The following is an 18,899-nucleotide window of genomic DNA, read 5'->3' as shown; positions in this document are numbered from 1 at the left end:
AACTATGAATCTTTCTCGACTGCTGTTCACAGAGTGCGAGCAGCCGGCCGACGCCTCTGGCCATGGTGCCTTTACAGTTCTTAGCACCCAGCAGACGCGGAGTGTTCTTACCAAATGCTTTGATCGTCTCCACATCCAAACATTCGCGGTACTGTGGGCCGACGGCGTTAACGCCTGCGTTATCGACTTGATTGAGAGACTGATTGTCAGTTTTGAGTTTTACCCGGTCATGCTAATACACGCGTCTGAGAATACGGTCACCATTGTCTACAACCATCGATTGAATGGAGCTGAATATGACAAGCTTTTGCCCGCATGGCAGAGAGTTACTGCCGAGGCTATGGGTGACTCATGGTCGGTGCTTGCGATCGAGGATGAAGAAGCAGACGAGTGCGTCGATGCTGGCTGGTTATTTCAAAAATATGCTCACGACATTCTGATCGGCTTTGAACTTGGCATTATGGGTTTCTTAGATCACGCGTGGTTCTTTGACGAATACGGACAGCCAAAAGTCGCCGACGTGTATTGTGAGCCAGACCCACCAGAGGTCGCTCCAACACGGCCAAGGAAGCGAAGCAAATGGCCGGGTAATTTCGGCATTCACGCAAATCATCCACAAGACAATGCGCCTTCTTCACTCGGTGTGGTCGACAGCCTGGAGCTCTCGCCCAAAGAATGCGTCCGCCACCGCCTCCGAGACCATAGCCTATCAATTAATTGCCTACCCATGCGTGCCGCTAATGACGACGGAACAACCTGAGCGAGTCCAATTCACATCAATCTGCATCGTTACCTCGATGCTGTTGAGGTGCTCAGAACCATTTCTGCCCTGCATGACTTGGTCGACGACAACCGCGTAGTCTGCTCCATTCTCACCCACCTCCCGCGAAGTCTCTGTCCTCACGCAGAGAATCGTTGCGCCCTGTCATAAATTGTCTCAGCTCAGTCCTGCATAATGGTTGAAATCATGGAGTGATATCGGTACTCCTAAAGCACCAGTTTCAGCAGGGAACGCACCATGCATTCAAGATTCAGGGTCATCGAAACAACCAGAATGGATAATGGCATCAAGCAGTATCGGGTTGTGGATCTCGTCGAGGGAGGCTCTGCTAGCAAGCACGGTGTGTTTAAGGCGAGGGTAGAGGCAGAGGCCGTTTGCTCGCTCCTGAATGCCGAGCATCCACGTCAGAGAGGTGCAGGTAGCATGCCCTTGAGTAACTGATCCACCCGTTTCGGAACGCCAGGCACCGGATGCCTTTTTGAGGGTGATGAATGCCGAGAGCGCAGTCGTGGATTCTCATTTGGAAAGTGCGTTTTTAAGGCGCGCCAGGTTCAATCGCTGACACTCCTCCTCCGCTAGTTCTCGGGCTTGATAGGTAGTCGTTAGACGTTGTTTCTCTTCGTTGTCATAGATGTCGAACCCTATGGGCGCATTCTTGCAGAAGCTCATTCCGATGCGCAATGATCCCGTTTCTTTCGGGATTGCTGGGACAACAACAAATCTCGAAATCATCTTCAACCCCTCTCCTCGAACCTCATTACTATTAGCGGCTATAAGCCACTACAGCAAGTGATCTTCATCAGTTTCCGATGACAAGTACAAACTGCCTAAGAATGGTTCGCAGCTTCGCAAAAAACTGATGTGAGGTTCACGACACAGCTGGAGATCATCAAGCCCTAAAAATTATTCTATTGCTACGCTGACCTCTTCCTCGGAGGAATCACAGTGCCAATTTCAGACCTGCTCCCTTCACTACCACCCCGCCATGGTGGCGGCCATTGCTGAGAAAAATGCCCGGCTGAATAAACACACGCGCTATCTACATCCCTCAGTTGTGGATTACGCCGAAGAACTGCTCAGCGAGTTTCCCTCGCAGTTCGATAACATGACCATGACCCGTACCGGCACCAGCAGTAAGGCGAACGATCTCGCGCTGGGCATCGCTCGCTGCCACAGCGGCAGTACGGGCACACGTGGCCAGCACATTGGCCGAGGTATCACCATCGCTAGCCACTGACCTTTCCACCGCCAGCCATGTGCGTCTGGTGGGAGCTCCGGATTCCTAATCATCTATGTCGCAAAGATCGATTCGGAACGAAAGGCCTACACCAGCAAGCCAAAAGTTTAAAACAAGGCCTTTGAAAAAGAGCTCGATCAAATGCGCGCGGATGCTGCAGCCGGTGCGGAACATAAACCGACGCACCACCTGATGAACCAAGGTAAATCTAGCCTTGAGTTCGACGATTACCCAGACTGATAAAGATACGTGTTTCACAATGCCATCGGCGGCTGAAAAGGAAGGTTACTAAAATGGCGTACGAATTCCACACGTACTCTCCTCATGCTCCGCTGACCGAACACTATCATCTATAGTCGTAATGAAATATCCAAAAAAGCTGGTAATGTCGTCGTCACGTTCGCCAAACATTAAGGGATGGAGGCGAAAATAGAAGCCCTGGAGCCGCGAACCTCCGGGGCTTTGTCTTTCTACTTGGCGACTACGTAAAAGATCAGCGACACGGCTACGATCCAGCAAACGATCAGTACCATTCCCATCCAAATATATTGCTGATACATCGCCCTTCCTCGTGCGTGGGTTGATGCTCAAAATCAGCTTCGCGCACCAAGGCCCTGACCCACGCCTGGCAAGCCAACAAGCCACCCAGACCTCACCTCGCACGCATACGCCTTGAGTCGATCCACGTCATCGTAAAGCCTAACCATCCGCCCCATCAGCTCCGGCAAGTCAGCATCACTGATGCTGACTTGCGAGACGCCCAAGGTCTACAGCAGAGGCGTACTCCAGATTAATAGCAGCCTGCCGGAAAACCACGCAATGAAACCGGTAACCTTCAATCCAGATCAATAACCATATAAAAAATACGAGAATAGCCGCAGTGATGGCATAATGCCCACAATGTTTGCCTTTTTGTAGAGAATTAAACTTGCGTGCAACTCAAACGATTACGTCTGTTGAGCAAATTTTTCCTGCCCAGCAGCGCTTGATCTCAGCTACTGATTTCAACGGTAAAATCACCTACTGCAATGACGAATTCACAAAAATAAGCGGCTATTCGCGTGAGCAGTTGGTCGGTAGCCCACACAACTTGGTTCGCCATCCCGACATGCCACCTGCTGTTTTTGGGATGATGTGGAGCTATCTGAAGGCCGGCAAAAGCTGGATGGGAATCGTAAAAAATCGCTGCAAGAATGGCGACTATTACTGGGTCAATGCTTACGTCACTCCCATTCTCGAAAATGGCCATCTGGTAGGCTTCGAGTCCGTAAGGGTCAAGCCGACTCGCGAGCAGATTGAGCGTGCGCAAATACTGTATGAGCGGTTGCGGGCTGGCAAACAAGCCGTTCCGAAAAGGCGCCACTGTGCCGCTGTTATTGGCAGGCTGGCCCTACCCGCAATTGCAGCGCTGATCGCTATCGGTGTGGTTAACACGCTGCCGAACCTGCCGGCCCAAACGATAATCGCCATCCTCTTCATAGCTATGGGATGGTGGTCATATACGCGAGAGGAAAATCAACTCAATCGGATAATTAAAGGCGCTCCTGATGCTTTTAGTGATTCGATTAGCGCCCTTACCTACAGCGAAATATACGGCCCCTCGGCGCAACTGGAAATGATATTGATCAGTGAGGATGCGCGTCTTAAAACCGCCCTCACCCGGCTCAGCGATCTGGCTAGCCAAGTGGCTGAAGCTGCTGCAGATTCCTCCTTGCTCTCTAACCAAACTGAACAGGCGTTGTTGGAACAGCGAGCCGAAACGGACATGACCGCAGCCGCGATGACTGAAATGGCTGCTTCAATCAGTGAGGTGGCGGGACATGTTCAACAGACCGCCACTGAGGCGCAAACAGCGAATGAACTGGCCGAACAAGGCGACAAAGTCGCCGGCACCACGAGAGAGGCGATTCAGCTGCTGGCCAACACGGTAACTAACATCAGCACAGCAGTGGACAACCTCGCCAATGAAACGCAGCAGATTATGACGGCTGCCGGGGTGATTCAATCCATTGCAGATCAAACCAACTTGCTGGCTCTCAACGCGGCAATTGAAGCGGCCAGGGCCGGTGAACAGGGCCGAGGTTTTGCGGTGGTCGCTGATGAAGTTCGGGCCTTGGCCAGTAAAACCCGTGTGTCTACCCAACAAATTCAGGGTGTTATTGAAACGCTTAAAAAAGGTGCTGATGAGGCTGTGAGCATTGCCAGGATCGGTATCAGCGAGGCAGATCACGGCGTACAACAAGTTATAGAGGCTCAGGGAGCCCTTCAAGGGATTCGCGAGGCGGTTGAACGCATCAGTGGCATGAGTCAGCAAATGGCAGCCGCTTCAGAAGAGCAGGCCCATGTAGCCGAAGATATTGCTCGGCAAATCAACAACGTCGCCGGGACGGTTGATCGAACAGTTAAAAATGCTAACGCAGCAGTCGCTCGTGGCACTGAACTGGAAACTACTTCTCGTGGTTTACGGGCGCTGGTTGAACGCTTCAACCGGTAACTAGACCAAAAGGAGGGGGGGCTTCTTGATTATCAGCCTAATTAATGGAGCGGCTTTGCTTTTGGCTTTGTGCTGGCTGCACGCATTCATTACGCGCCGCTGGGACAAGCACAGCACAGCCATACAATTGATTTTGGGACTGCTATTCGGGGCTATTTGCGTGATTGGCATGCTAAATCCCATCTCGCCAGAGCCCGGAATATTCTTCGATGGCCGCAGCGTAGTTCTGAGCATGGCCGCACTATTTAACGGGCCACTCGTAGCCGGCGTTGCCGGCCTGATCGCGGGTATTTACCGAATATGGATGGGTGGCAGCGGTATGGCTTTTGGTCTAGCGGAGATCTGCCTATCCATACTGTTTGGCCTGTTGTACCGGCATTGTTCCTTAAGCGGCAAGCTCGCTATCGGCGCTTGGCAGCTTTGGTTTTTAGGCCTGTTAATGCAGGTTTTGGATATGCTGTTGTTGCCCGCAGCACAAGCAGCATCCAGCTTGGAACAGACAGCTGTTCCCTTGCTGCTGGTCATGCCAGTTGCGACAGTTGTACTGGGTTTAATGCTCAAAGAGATCGAGCAACGCCAACGAACCGAGCTCGCCCTGCAACTCAGAGAGTCGCGCCTACGCGCGATCACCGAGGCGATCCCTGACACCCTATTGGTGCTGGATGAAGATGGACTCTACCTTGAGGTGACCCCTTCCAAGAAAGAGGCGCACAACGATGTCCTGACCGCACGTATTGGCCAAAGCGTGCACGATGTATTGCCCCAAAGCGAAGCTGAGCGTTTCATGGACTTCATACGACAGACCTTGGCCAGCGATAGTCCGCAACTCATCGAATACACTCGGCAGAGCGCAGATGGCGTAAAGATACTTGAGGGTCATGCCCAGCGTCTGGATATTCAACTCAATGGCAAGCAGGCGGTGGTGGTACTCGCCCGCGATGTAACCCAGCGGGTCGATGACGAACATGAATTGCGCATCGCAGCCGCCGCGTTTGAAACGCAGCAGGGCATGATCATCACCGACGAGTTCAACCGCATTCTGCGAGTCAATCAGGCCTTCAGCACCATCACCGGCTACAGCCGCGAGGAAGCTGTTGGACAGCGAACCAGCCTGCTCAGCTCTGGACGCCAAAGCTTGGCGTTTTATCAGAGCATGTGGCAACAGCTCAAGGCGGTAGATCGCTGGCAGGGTGAAATCTGGAATCGGCGTAAAAACGGAGAAATTTTCCCCGAGTGGCTGTCAATCAGCGCGGTGCGAAATACCCAGGGCCAGGTTATCAACTACGTTGCATCCATTGACGATACATCCGAGCGTAAGGCGGCCGAGGAGCGTATCCAGCGCCTTGCCTTTTTTGATGGACTAACCGACCTGCCCAATCGGAGCCTTCTCCTCGATCGCTTGCAGCACGCGCTGGATGGTTGCGTGCGTAATGGCGAGTGTGCAGCACTGATGTTTCTCGACCTAGATGGATTTAAGAACATCAACGATATGCATGGGCACCATATTGGTGACAAGGTCTTGTGCCTAGCCGCTGCGCGGCTCAACGGCGCAGTACGGGTGAGTGACACAGTGGCACGCCTTGGCGGCGATGAGTTCGTGGTGCTGCTTGAGCACCTCAACAAGCAACCACAACAGGCTGCCATGCAGGTCGAGCAAATCACTACATCACTGCTAGCGACACTCGCCGCACCTTACCAAATCGACGGACTAGAGTTGCGCAGCAGTGCGAGTATCGGCGTAACTTTGTTCAACGACGGATCATACTCAATAGATGAACTCATGCAACGTGCTGACCTGTCGATGTACGAAGCCAAAGCAGCGGGTAAGCACACGGTGCGGTTCTTCGATCCGCGCATGCAGGAGGCTGTTAGCAAGCGCCTAAACCTGGAACAGGAAATTCGTCGAGGGCTACTGTCCGAAGAGTTCATCCCCTACCTGCAGCCGCAGCTAGATGACACAGGTCGTCTGGTTGGAGCTGAAGTCTTGGCACGCTGGCAACATCCTCAACGTGGCCTGCTTAGTCCAGCTGCCTTTGTTGAGGTGGCCGAGCACGCCGGCTTGATTGAGACGCTGGATTTGCAAATGTTGCAGAATGCTTGCCATCAGCTAGCGTTGTGGCAGCAACAGTCGGCCACGGCATCACTCAGTTTGTCCGTCAACCTTAGTGCACGGCTCCTCTATCAGACAAACTTTGTTGAGCGAGTGCTTCAAATTTTGAAGCAAAGTGGCGCAGACCCACACAGACTGAAACTTGAGCTTACCGAAACGCTACTCCTTGACGACTTACCAGGTGCCATTGCTCGCATATGTGAACTAAAGGCCCATGGAATTCGCTTCTCAATCGACGACTTTGGCACTGGTTACTCGTCGCTGGCCTACTTGCAGCAACTATCACTGGATCAATTGAAGATCGACCAGTCTTTTGTTCGCGAGTTGCCGGGGGACTCAAACAGTCTTGCAATCGTCCGAGCCATCTTTGCCTTGGCCAATAGTCTGCAGCTCGAGATAATTGCCGAAGGGGTGGAGAGTCAAGAGCAACACATCGCTCTACTGGAGCTCGGCTGCCGGAGCTTCCAGGGCTACCTCTTCGGCCGACCAATGCCGCTGATCGAGTTTGAGCGTCTAATGCTGACGCATTCTATGAAAGTTGAGAGTGAAGTCCCTATGCTTTAAATGAGGCAGCGAATTCATGGCAGGCACAATTGCGGAGTGAGTCGCCTAGGCCACACAACGTTAAGACGTGAGGTCGATTTGGGCTTCGGCCCGAAGCAGCAATAGCGAATGTGGCTTAAACACCCAATTCGACAGACCGTTTGATGAACCTCTACAGGCGCTCCCCTCTCCAGTCGACTGATAAGCCGAACACAGCTCTCGTTTCCACCCTCGTCCTCAACATGTCCAGTGGGCGCTTAGAATCCAGCCCTCAAACCGGCAAGCTCATCCACTCCGTTGCAGCGGCGATGTTGTCCTCGAACAGGGTCAATGCTTACTTAAAGACAGCAATCAATGCTCAAGGGGTCGCTTTCGACTGTACTGAAACGTCCTTTGTATGCTTAACGCCCCCATGATGCCGGGGATACGCCGATAATCTGAGAAATGACCTGTCGGCCGACCTGCAGAATGCACGCTATCAAATACCCGAAACGAAGGCCTAGGTGCATGAGGACATGACGTGTTGTAGTGGTCACTTAGATTTAAGTGCACACTATCTCTTGGCCTTGCAGGGCTGAGTAGATGACTTGGCCGGACGGTGACATCTATCCGGGTAACTGGGCTTGAACAAAGCAACCATCCCAGTAGAACTCACCACTTGATGCATCACAATCAGAAAAGCGCTCGCGACAAACTTTCTTGCGTTTTGGCGTACTTTGCATCGAAAAAGATAATCTGCTTCAGGCGTCTCAGCCAGCTAGAGCGGTGCTTTTTTCATCAGATCGAATGGTTTTTTTTCTGAGTTTCCTTAGGTGAAAATCAACTAACTCAGCCGACCAACTACCTAAGTTTTAAGCAAAATTGCCGTCATACTTAACAACCGAGTTGAGCGCACAGAAAAAGCGCTACAAAGCAACTCGATTTGTTTCACCAAGTCGGTAGGTAATCCGCTGCGCGCAATCGCACAACATTGGCGCGGGCGGATAGGCGCAGGCAAGCATTGCATTGAACGCAGCAGATGCTCAAGAGCTTCTTTCCCAGCAACGCAACCAACAGGATGTACACAGTTCATCTGGCACCATGTGTATCGAGCGCGTTACAACTTAATATAGATGCCATGGAAGAACAGCGCCAGTGATACGGAGTCAACTTGCACAGTTGCATGAGCGATCAGCAGCCGCTCCGGTTATTTACGCCAGCGCGATTCAAGCGTCAACAATCGGACTCAGCGGGCAGAATTCGATATTCGCTGTCGCGTGCGGCGTTGCACCTAAAAACTGTACTTATGCACAGGAAGACACTCATGCACACCATTCGCAACACCTTGGTGGTGGTGGATTCGAAGCAGCCTAAGGATCTGATCCTGAATAGAGCCAAAATGATTGCCAGGGCCACTCAGTCGCACCTGCATCTGCTGGCTTGCGACAAGGAACGCCACCACTGCTCCTACCTGAGCGACATGCAAAACGGCTTGGAACAGGAGGGTTATAGCGTCAGCGCCCAGCAGGCCTGGCATGGGAGTTCACACAAGACCATCATCGCCGCCCAACAAGAGCAGGGATGCGGCCTGGTGATCAAGCAACACCTGCCCGACAACCCGCTGATGAAGGCCCTGCTCACCCCCGAGGACTGGAAGCTATTGCGATACTGCCCCAGCCCCGTGCTCATAGTAAAAAGCGCAAGGCCTTGGAACGGTGGCACCATTCTCGCAGCCATCGATGCTGGCAGCAGTGACATGGAACATCGCGTCCTGCATTCCGGCATCGTCAGCCACGGTTATGACATCGCCACACTGGCCGGCGGCACTCTGCACATGTTGAGCGCCCACCCCTACCCCATGCTGTCGGCGGCCGATTCCGTATTCCAACTCAAAGAAAGCATTCAGGTGCTCTATCGCGAACTGTGCAAGACGTTCCAGGCCGAATTCGACGTCAGCGACGAACGCCTGCACATCGAAGAAGGCCCTGCCGATGTGCTGATCCCGTACATCGCGCACAAGCTCGAAGCCGTGCTCACGGTGATCGGTAGCGTGGCTCGCACCGGACTATCCGGCGCATTGATCGGCAACACCGCTGAGATGATTCTGGACACCCTGGACAGCGACGTACTGGTGCTCAAACCGGACGACATCATTACCCACCTGGAGGAACTGGCCGCCCCATCACCCAGTACATCGGCAGATACTGCGGCATCCTCTTGGCCATATAATCACCATAATCATCGGCCACATACTTAGGAGTTAGTCAACTGAACCGGCAAACCCTCTGCCTTGGCATATGAGTTTAACCATGCAGATTCACTCAGTAAGCAAGACCTACCGTCCTGCTAGCCAGCGCCAAGAAGAAGGCGAGGCGCTCCCGCACCGGAGCCAGTTAGCAGCCTTGTCCGCAGGATGCTAGTGCTGTTTGTTTACCGGAGCGAATTGCGGCAATTGCGGTTGAGCGATTGGGCATTCGCCGCGCGGCTACTTCTTCCTGATCACCACTGAGGTCTTGGCTGCTGGGCCGGTGATTCCTCCGGTAATGAAGGACTCAGTACCGATCGTGCTCGCGATTGCCGGCAACATGCGAAGCTCCAGCGTGCCCTGGCGCGCCATTGCCGGGCCGCTGATGTTAGCGGCTTTGGGCATAAGCTTGGTCAACCTGAGCGTGTTTGACTTTAGCAGCGCGACGGTGGTGCGCCCTACAACTTCAATACTATTTGGGCTGGTCGCAACGTTGTTGGCGATCGGATTTTGGACTGGTTTTGGCCTATTAAATGAAAGTGCTTTGGCTCAACGCCCAAGCATGTCCCCCATGCTTTGGTCGGCCATGCTGATCTTCATGTGTAGCGTCGAAATGCTGGCCTTCATCCCCGTTGGTCTGCACTTGAACCTGTCCCACTTCGCTAGCCATCCGAGCGGGTTAGCAGGTACTCAGGCGCTAATAGTATGTGGGTTGATTCAGGGGTTAGGGGCTACCCTTGCAGGTGCCTGGGCATGGTCAATCGCAACTCGGCGTCTACCTCTGGCTCTAAGCGGGCAATTGATTGCCAGCGGAACCCTTTACGCGACTGCGATGGGCCTGCTTATCAACCAACGCTGGCCCTCTCCTATGGAGGCGCTTGGAACAGGGTTGCTATTCGTAGGGGTCGTGTGGGCTATTCACGCTTTTTATCGCAGGCAAATACGTATCGAGAGCATGGCGGGATAACTGGCCTTGTCAGCTGTCCTACTCGTCGGTGCAGCCTGGCTCTTCTTTTGCATCCTCGAAGATGTCGTCACTGGTGACCCATTGCTGCTCGCCGACAGCGCTATATACCACGTGATCCAGGAGCTTCGTACAGCACCGAGCGACGCAGTGATGATCGCCATTACGGAACTCGGTGATACCACGGTCGTGGCGGCGGTCACGCTGGTTGTCTAGTTATGACTAATGTGGAAACGCGCCTGGCGTACAGCTGCCTACTGGCTGATTGCGATTGCTGGCGCTTCAGCGCTCAACTCGGTCATCAAAGTCGCGTTGCATCGAGCTCGCCCAGGCAAACTTCTCTACTCCGGCTGGAGTGCATTTTCCTTCCCTAGCGGCCATAGCACGGTCAATGTCGTGCTCTACGGTTTCCTCGCTTTTCTCATCGCGCGTGATTTCCACCCGGCATGGCGCCTCGTTGTCGCTCTCAGTGCAGCAATCCTGATATTTCTGATCGCCTCCTCGCGCCTCTACCTCGGTGCGCATTGGTTTTCCGACGTTATTGGGGGATTGGCATTCAGGCCGGCCTGGCTGGCGCTGCTCGGACTGTCCTACTTAGGGCGCTAGGTTGGACGCATTGAGCCAAAGGGCTTAACCATCTCAAGCTTCAGGGGACTCAGTCATTGCGACTCCTTTGCGCCCTAGTTGTTTAACGCCGTACATTGCCTGATCCGCCGCTTTCAGCAACGAGCCCAGACTTTGGCCATGATTGGGGCAAAGAGAAACACCGATACTGCACGACAGTGACAGCTCTCCTGCGCTTGTCGCTACTGTCTGCGCAATGACTTCCAGCACTCTTTCAGCGTTGAGTTCAGCACTCTCCGGGTTGACAAGATCCGTGATCAGAATCACGAATTCATCTCCACCGTAGCGTGCGACGGTGTCACAAGAACGAGTAACCTGAAGCATGCGATTGGCGACTTCCGTGAGAACCTGGTCACCGACCTCATGGCCATGCTTATCGTTAATCTCCTTGAAATGATCCAGATCGATTAACAGAACGGCAAACGCAGTTCCGCTCGATGCCCAGTTTGAGAGGGCCTGATCGAAACGATCGGCGAAGAGGTAGCGATTCGGCAATTGGGTTAGAACATCATGGGTCGCGAGATAAGCCGAGCGTTCGAGTTCAACCTCTGCTCTTTCGATCGATTTGAAATGCCGAATCAACACCACCGGCATCAGTACAAATGCCCCCGCGAGAACCGCGAGGATTATCAACGTTTCCGCAGTGAGAATATCCCCTAATCGCAACTGACGCTCAAACAACAAGGTCATCGGTTGTGAAGCACTTGTGATCGCTACTCGGTCTGCCAGAGCCGGCAAGAGGAGGCGATCCAGGATACCGGCTTGCTTGATCTCTGTTGTAAAGACATTGCTTTCAGATCCTGCAGCGGTTTTCAGGACAGCACTGACGCTAACCAGGGGATCTACGTTCGCATAATTCACCGCATCCTGTAGCGCACTCGTCTTGATCAAAAGCAAAGACACCATCGTGCTGCCAAAGAAATTGGGGCGGGTATTCTCTCGCGCCTGTTCAGGCCGACTGACGGACTGCATCAGAATGTAAGCGCTACCGCCCTCGTACATTGAGAAAACCGGTGATACCACAGGTTTCTGGCTACTGTGGGTTCGAGCCAGCGCATAGGAGAGATAGGCGACGGTTTCCAGCCTGACACCATAGATCGAGCTGGATTCAGGGAGTAATGGGTACATGAACAATACAGGCCAAGTCTCGTTGAGATACACCTGAGGTTGTGCAGGTTGATGAGTGAGACTGGGGAAGTCCTTGAGTTCAAAGTCTGGCCGCCAGGTACGCCGCAATAGATCTTCGAACGCAGCCTGTTCGCCGATGGGTACCGCCCTCGCCGCCTCGAGCATGTAAATATGAGGGTAAGCGGATAAAACGGCTGCTGCGTAGCGGGCCGTCGCATCCGTATCGCTTTGATCGACAGCCTGGAGAAATGCAGAGAAACCGGCCAACACTGCCTCATTGGTATCAAGCTGTTTGCGCACAATGCCGGAAATATTCTGCACGTACTCCGAGAATCGCTTTTCTGTACGTTGAGTCTCGGACTTCAGCAGTAACAGGGCTGAAAAGCCAACCAATCCGACAGCGAGGATAATGAACCCTGCCAAGGAGCTGCGCCGCTTAGTAAACATCACTTTAGGGATTCCAAGGCACAGAGGGAGAACCGTGCCTTGGCAAGCAATGTTGAAGCCAAGCGAGATGGGGGCTGAGCGACCGATATGATGCCGTTTTGAAGGTCATTGAGTATTGAAAACAATTCCCAAGGGATCAGATCTGATGCGCATATTTGCGATTCAAAAATGATGCTGGGCACGGTTACATCTCCCTAAAAATGGCGTAGCAGGCTTTCGGATTCATGCTCAGCACTGCCTCTGCCCCTTTCGCATGTGCCCGAAAGACCACTTTTCGAGCTACATTTGCATGCTTGCTACGTGGTCACCACTGCAACGAAATTCATTCTAGGGCAATTTGCCATCATGCGCTGTGTCAGGTGCAATTCTTTTGGTTCGAGTTCAGGCGTTTTTAAGAGGGAATTCCAAGTGAAAGCTCGTACCTGCTTCAGTGCTGTCAACGGATACGCGACCGCCATGCAGTTGCATGATTGAGCGAACAATGGCCAATCCCAGACCACCGGAATCGTCGGGTTGATTGCGTGATGGGTCACACCGGTAAAAGCGATCAAACAATCGCGGTAGATGTTCCGCAGCAATCGGCTCGCCGTGGTTGTGCACCGTAATTTCGAGCGTGTCTTGCGTAACCCTGCTGCTGATCGTCACTGCAGATTCGGGAATGGCGTAGCGCAATGCGTTGGCCAGCAAGTTTGCTAATGCTCGACGGATCAAGCCTGGATCACCCATCAACTGATCCTGAGTCTGGTTAAGCAGTTGCACATCTCGCTCTTGCGCCACGCCGTCGAAATACTCACAGAGCTGCTCAATCAGATCGTGCAGGTTAATTTGCTCGACGTTTACGCAAGCGTTGGCCTGCTCGGTGCGAGCAAGAAACAGCATGCTGTCGATCATTCGTGCCAGCCTTTCATACTCTTCCTGATTGGAAACCAGCAGGTTCTGATAGTCCTCGATAGAGCGACTGCGCCTCAGGGCTTGCTGGGTATGACCCATCAGGTTACCGAGCGGGGTACGCATCTCATGGGCAAGGTCTTCCGAGAAACGTGAAAGCTGGGCGAATCCGTCCTCAAGGCGTGCAAGCATCTGGTTGAGGGCGCTACAGAGCAGCTTGAGCTCATTCAGTTCATTGAACTCATCCAGCCGCAGATGCAGATGCTGCACGTCAATTGCGGCAGCGCGCTTGGCCAGCAGTCGCACAGGGCGCAAGCCTCGTTGACTAACCCACCAGCCGAATACGAAAGCCAGCAGCGCACCGACGGACATGGCCAGCCATAGCTTGAGCCGGTAAACCCCCATCATCTGCTCGCGCTCTGTCAACAACTTGCCAGCGATCAGGGTCAAGCCGCGATCACCCTGCATGACATCCTGCCAGGCAAACCGCACCGGCTCGGAAGAGTGGTCGTCAACGAGGCGAGCATGGGGTGCCGCCGGCAACTTTGGAAACGTCATCCCCACTGGGTTGATTTCGATCAGCACCTTGCCGGTGTCATCGACGATCCAAAGCAAATTGTCGCGATTGCCCAACATGTTTTCGTAGAGCTTGGGCCGACCTCGCAGTTGCTCGATGCTGTCGCTATCGCTGATCAAGGCTTGCATTCGTTCCAGGCGCCCCAGCAGAGCCTGGTCATCACGCCAGGCAATCTCTCGCTGCAAAGATTGATAAAGATAAAAACCAATGGAGCCCAGTAACAGCGTGCTGACGAGTGCGAACATGATCGCCAGGCGCAGGCTCAGGGTGCGCGGAAACAGATTCAGGATTGCACCTCAAGCATGTAACCGATACCACGCACTGTGTGTATCAACTTGAGTGAGTATGGATCGTCAACCTTGGCTCGCAGTCGACGGATAGCGACATCCACCACATTGGTGTCACTGTCGAAGTTCATCTGCCAGATCTGGGAGGCAATCAGCGAGCGCGATAACACCTCCCCTTCACGACTGAGCAGCAGATGCAGCAGGGCGAACTCCTTGTTGGTCAGGGTGAGACGCTCGCCGTTGCGCGTTACCCTTCGTCGCAACAAGTCCAGGCTCAGGTCACCAGCCACAAAATGCTCAACCTCGCGAGGCGGGCCACGGCGCAGCAAAGTGCGCACGCGTGCCAGTAACTCGGCATAGGAAAAGGGTTTCACTAAATAATCATCGGCCCCCAACTCCAGCCCTTTGACCCGATCATCAACCGAATCGCGTGCGGTGAGGAACAGCACCGGGGTCTGCCACTTACGCCGGATGATTTGCAGCAATTGCCAGCCGTCCAACCCCGGCAGCATGACATCCAGAATGATCAGATCGAACTCACTCTCCTGCGCCAGATGCTGGCCGTCCAGCCCGTCAAGGGCGATCTCTACCGCATAGCCCGATTCAGTAAGGGCTTTGCGCAGGTAATCCGCCATTTTCGTTTCATCTTCAACCACCAGGATACGCATTTTTTCCTCCAAGACTGGAGCACAGGCTAGCCCGCTTCGCTGATTTCTCACATTACATATTGGTAATCAGGAGGCAATCATTCTGACGGAGCGGGCTGGTCATGATGTCTGGCAACGACTCAGACAGACTCCTCAACCAACCAAGGAAACACAATGCGTACAAGCCTATCGACTTCATTGCTGATGACACTTGCAATGAGCTCTGCGTTCGCCGTTGCAGCCCCGGATCAGGTTGCGCAGCGCCAGGACGTGTCACTTGCAATGGCCAACGATTTGCTAAATGCCGCGTTGACGGCCTGTCATGCCGATGGCCGCACAGCCGTTGCCGCCGTTGTTGACCGAGGTGGCAATCTGGTTGCCGTGCAACGCGATGACAATGTCGGCCCGCACAACACGTTAGCCGCACAACGCAAAGCCTATACCGCCCTGTCGACCAAGACTTCTACGCGGTTGTTAGCTGAACGCGCTCGCGCTAATCCGGATGCTGAAAACCTCAACACCCTTGATGAATTGTTACTGCTCGGTGGAGGCATGCCATTGAAATTCGATGGTCAGGTCATTGGCGCCATCGGAGTGGCCGGTGCAGGGGGCGCTGCAAACGATGAAGGTTGTGCAGAGGTCGCTATCAACAAAGTTTTACCTGCCGTTAAAAATTAAGGACATCACCATGACTGTTTTGAAAAGTTTCTTCGCTGGCGCTGTATTGAGTGCCCTTTCAACCCTTGCATCAGCGGCAGCAAATCCATTGAGCGTGCATGTACTCAACTTGCAGGATGGCCTGCCCTCCCCTGGAGTCAATGTCACGTTGGAAAAACAGGATGGGAAAAACTGGGACATGCTCAACAGCGCGGCAACCAATGAGCAAGGTCGTATCACCGGGCTGTATCCGGAAGGTCGGGGTCTGGAGAAAGGTACCTATCGTGTCACCTTCAAAACCGGTGAGTGGTTCAAGGCGCACAAAACGTCCAGCTTCTTTCCGGAGGTACCCGTCATTTTTGAGGTGGACGGCACCGTCCCGCACTACCACATCCCATTGCTTCTCAGCCCCTATGGTTTCTCCACATACCGAGGAAATTGATCGTTAAGCGATACCAAAGGATACCGCCCGAAGGTGACAGCCGCCCCGACTCAAAAGGGCGGCACTGTCGCTTAACTTTTCGGTATCAAAACCGTCAGCAATAGCCACGCTCACTCCTTAGGCTTGACTCACGTTACAGGGGGGTGATGCCGGTGACAGAAAACTTCTGATCCTTGACCATGAATTGCAGGCCGCTTATCGAGTGCTCTGCCGATTATGTGACAGCTGCGTAACCCGACAGTCAATTGCCGATGCTCAATCCCCCTACCCGATCAACGCATTACCCCGCGATCAACATGCATGCCTCGTGCTTGACATCAATTATTCTTGTACGGCAAGCCTTGCTTTGTATAGGTTTTGCGTTAACTTGATAGACGTGCCATGCAGCCCCATATCCACTGAGGTACGTATGTTCAACTCGCAAATCAAAAAAGAATTGGCAGTCAGCCAGCAGCGCTTGGCTGACTGCGAAGCTACCCTCGCAGCATTAGGTGGCTCCATGGCTCTGATTGAGTTCCAACCTGATGGCACGATCCTCGGCGCCAATAACAATTTCCTGAGACTAATGGGCTATCGCCTTGAGGAAATTCACTCTCGGCATCACCGCTTATTCTGTACGCCGACATACGCCAACAGCGTCGCTTATCAAGGTTTTTGGTCACGCCTGAGTCATGGTGAGTTCATAAACGACCGCTTCCTGCGCCTGGACAAGCAGGGACGTGAGATCTGGCTGGAGGCCAGTTATAACCCTGTTCGCGACGCCTCCGGACGGGTGATCAAGGTCGTCAAGATTGCGACTGATGTCACTGCCCGGGTGCAGAAGGAACAAGAGCAGGAGAGCCAAATCAAGGCGATTAACCGTTCCATGGCAACCATTGAGTTCAACCGGCAGGGAGAAGTCGTCAGCGCCAACGAAAACTTCCTTGCAGTGATGGGTTACCGGCTGGATGAGATTATTGGCAAGCACCATCGTCTGTTCTGTGAGCGTCGCGAAAGTGAATCCAACGAGTACCGCCAGTTCTGGGAGCGCCTGAATCACGGCGATTTTTTCTCCGGTAACTTCAAGCGCCTCAACAACCAGGGACACACCGTCTGGTTACGTGCGACTTACAATCCGGTGTTCGACGCCAACGGCAGCCTTTACAAAGTCGTTAAGTTTGCGAGCGATATCACTGCTCAGGTTCTCCAGCAGGAAACTGAGTCACGAGCCGCACGCATGGCCTATGAGATTTCGCTGAAAACCGACGATACAGCACACGAAGGTGCACGAGTGGTGCAGGAGACAGTGGATGTCATGCAAAGCCTGGCTGGCGAATTGAATCACGCAGCCGAAGGTATCAATGCTGTCAGTCAGCAGTCGGAAGTAATCAGCAGCATCGTGCAGACCATCCGTGGCATCGCCGAACAAACGAATCTTCTAGCGCTAAACGCAGCCATCGAAGCGGCTCGTGCCGGAGAGCAGGGTCGTGGTTTTGCGGTGGTCGCTGACGAAGTGCGCAATCTGGCTTCGCGCACAAGCCAAGCCACCATCAAGATTGTCGAGGTGGTGCAGCACAATCGTGAATTGGCCAAGGGGGCAGTGACCAGGATGGAGGCGAGTAAAGACAAGGCTGAACAAGGCGTCAAATTAGCCGGCGAGGCTGGTCAAGTGATCCTGGATATTCAGGATAGTGCTCGCCAAGTCGTACACGCGATCAGCAATTTCTCGTCGGCACTAGCACGATGATTCAGCCTTGCGGCATATACGAAATCTTGGTTTGATCGACACCTTCATAGTGATTGAAAAATGGGTTTTGAATGAACGAAAAATCACGACCAGTCCCTCCTTGTAGTGCCTGCAGGGAGGGCAAAGAACTGGATTTTGAGTTCAGTATGGCGTTCCAGCCAATCGTCGATCTGCGCGACAACAGTATTTTTGCCTACGAGGCTTTAGTACGTGGTTGCGATGGCAGTGGTGCCGCTGCCATTCTTGGAAAGGTGAACGAACAGAACCGATATGCCTTTGACCAAGCCTGTCGGGTAAAGGCTGTTGAACTTGCTTCACGCTTGCAAATCCCGTGCTTTGTTAGCATCAACTTCTTACCCAATGCGGTATATCAAGCAGCCACGTGCATTCGAGCGACGCTTGAAGCCGCAAACAGATTTGGATTTCCCACCGAACGGCTGATTTTTGAGATCACCGAAAACGAAGAGCTGGTGGACAAGGAACATCTAAAAAGCATCATTCGAGAATATCGCCTTAAAGGCTTCAAGACAGCCATAGATGATTTCGGTGCTGGATACTCGGGGCTCAATCTGCTGGCAGAGTTTCAACCCGACATCATCAAACTGGACATGGCACTGGTACGCAGCATCTGCACTGACCCGGTAAGACAGGCGATCGTCAAAGGCATCCTCGGTGTATGTATAGCGCTCAATATTGACGTGATTGCAGAGGGCGTAGAGACCAATGCTGAACTACAGCAGTTACTAGCCCTCGGCATTAACTTCTATCAAGGCTATCTACTCGCAAAGCCCGAATATGAAACGCTGCCTAACGTGAATTGGCCAACCCCAACCGTTGGCTATAGAGCGTCCTCGACTTGAATAAATAGGCGACGCTCCGGTAAAACGCGAAGCCTTAATCTGATTCAATGGATAAGCACCGGAAAGCCGGGCTATCATCACACCCACATTGGCTCAGTTCGCATCGACACTATCTACCAGGCAGCAGCACCTGGTCGAGCGCTTGGCACTATCGTCACGTTTGGACTGTATGCTCGGGAATGCGAAAAAGATGGTAGGTCTGTAAACGTCCATGTGGACGGTCAGCTCGTTTTTGGAACTGCCTCACTTATTTTGTTGGGTGC

At 53.3% G+C, this 18,899-nt stretch carries 15 protein-coding genes; 12 read left to right on the top strand and 3 right to left on the bottom strand.

Annotation, left to right across the window (positions count from 1 at the left end; translation table 11 throughout):
• Positions 1-4 precede the first annotated feature (4 nt).
• From HBO10_RS29095 to HBO10_RS31545, 8 genes are all read left to right on the top strand, one after another.
• Positions 5-760: a hypothetical protein gene (locus HBO10_RS29095; RefSeq protein WP_169922203.1), complete on the top strand. Its 756-nt coding sequence runs from the start codon at positions 5-7 to the stop codon at positions 758-760.
• Between the two features lie 1,006 nt (positions 761-1,766).
• Positions 1,767-2,018, top strand: a complete 252-nt coding sequence (locus HBO10_RS29090) for a hypothetical protein (RefSeq protein ID WP_262378137.1) — start codon at positions 1,767-1,769, stop codon at positions 2,016-2,018.
• A 928-nt stretch (positions 2,019-2,946) separates the two neighbouring features.
• Entirely contained in the window at positions 2,947-4,512 is a 1,566-nt protein-coding gene (locus tag HBO10_RS29085) for a PAS domain-containing methyl-accepting chemotaxis protein (RefSeq protein ID WP_169922202.1), read from the top strand.
• 25 nt (positions 4,513-4,537) lie between these two features.
• Positions 4,538-7,186, top strand: a complete 2,649-nt coding sequence (locus tag HBO10_RS29080; RefSeq protein ID WP_186353538.1) for an EAL domain-containing protein — start codon at positions 4,538-4,540, stop codon at positions 7,184-7,186.
• Positions 7,187-8,468: 1,282 nt separating this feature from the next.
• Positions 8,469-9,401, top strand: a complete 933-nt coding sequence (locus tag HBO10_RS29075) for a universal stress protein (protein ID WP_169922201.1) — start codon at positions 8,469-8,471, stop codon at positions 9,399-9,401.
• A gap of 286 nt (positions 9,402-9,687) precedes the next feature.
• Entirely contained in the window at positions 9,688-10,356 is a 669-nt protein-coding gene (locus HBO10_RS31555; RefSeq protein ID WP_262378136.1) for a hypothetical protein, read from the top strand.
• A gap of 6 nt (positions 10,357-10,362) precedes the next feature.
• Entirely contained in the window at positions 10,363-10,569 is a 207-nt protein-coding gene (locus HBO10_RS31550) for a hypothetical protein (RefSeq protein ID WP_262378135.1), read from the top strand.
• A 9-nt stretch (positions 10,570-10,578) separates the two neighbouring features.
• Entirely contained in the window at positions 10,579-10,959 is a 381-nt protein-coding gene (locus HBO10_RS31545; protein ID WP_262378134.1) for a phosphatase PAP2 family protein, read from the top strand.
• 33 nt (positions 10,960-10,992) lie between these two features.
• Here HBO10_RS31545 and HBO10_RS29060 read toward each other — a convergent pair whose 3' ends face one another.
• From HBO10_RS29060 to HBO10_RS29050, 3 genes are all read right to left on the bottom strand, one after another.
• A complete protein-coding gene (locus HBO10_RS29060) occupies positions 10,993-12,552 on the bottom strand; it encodes a sensor domain-containing diguanylate cyclase (protein ID WP_169922239.1) in 1,560 nt (519 codons plus the stop codon).
• Between the two features lie 381 nt (positions 12,553-12,933).
• The gene (locus HBO10_RS29055; protein ID WP_169922238.1) at positions 12,934-14,304 is read right to left on the bottom strand and encodes a heavy metal sensor histidine kinase; all 1,371 of its coding nucleotides are present in this window, start codon (positions 14,302-14,304) and stop codon (positions 12,934-12,936) included.
• Entirely contained in the window at positions 14,301-14,972 is a 672-nt protein-coding gene (locus HBO10_RS29050; protein WP_169922200.1) for a heavy metal response regulator transcription factor, read from the bottom strand. The genes HBO10_RS29055 and HBO10_RS29050 overlap by 4 nt, the downstream gene beginning before the upstream one ends.
• A gap of 153 nt (positions 14,973-15,125) precedes the next feature.
• On the opposite strand from HBO10_RS29050, the gene HBO10_RS29045 reads away from it, so the two are divergent.
• From HBO10_RS29045 to HBO10_RS29030, 4 genes are all read left to right on the top strand, one after another.
• Positions 15,126-15,629 (top strand): heme-binding protein, encoded by a 504-nt coding sequence (locus HBO10_RS29045; RefSeq protein WP_169922199.1) that lies wholly within the window; start codon positions 15,126-15,128, stop codon positions 15,627-15,629.
• Between the two features lie 10 nt (positions 15,630-15,639).
• Positions 15,640-16,050, top strand: coding sequence for a hydroxyisourate hydrolase (gene uraH, locus HBO10_RS29040; RefSeq protein WP_169922198.1), 411 nt, complete (start codon positions 15,640-15,642; stop codon positions 16,048-16,050).
• 409 nt (positions 16,051-16,459) lie between these two features.
• On the top strand, positions 16,460-17,776 hold the full coding sequence (locus HBO10_RS31645; RefSeq protein WP_169922197.1) for a PAS domain-containing methyl-accepting chemotaxis protein: 1,317 nt from the start codon (positions 16,460-16,462) through the stop codon (positions 17,774-17,776).
• Between the two features lie 71 nt (positions 17,777-17,847).
• Complete coding sequence (locus HBO10_RS29030) at positions 17,848-18,636, top strand: EAL domain-containing protein (RefSeq protein WP_222937099.1); 789 nt, start codon at positions 17,848-17,850, stop codon at positions 18,634-18,636.
• Positions 18,637-18,899: the final 263 nt, after the last annotated feature.

The organism is Pseudomonas sp. WS 5503 (genome assembly GCF_012985385.1).
Taxonomy (GTDB): Bacteria; Pseudomonadota; Gammaproteobacteria; order Pseudomonadales; family Pseudomonadaceae; genus Aquipseudomonas; species Aquipseudomonas paracarnis.
The sequence above is the reverse complement of the archived record's forward strand: the minus strand, read 5'-3'. Positions and strand labels throughout refer to the sequence as shown.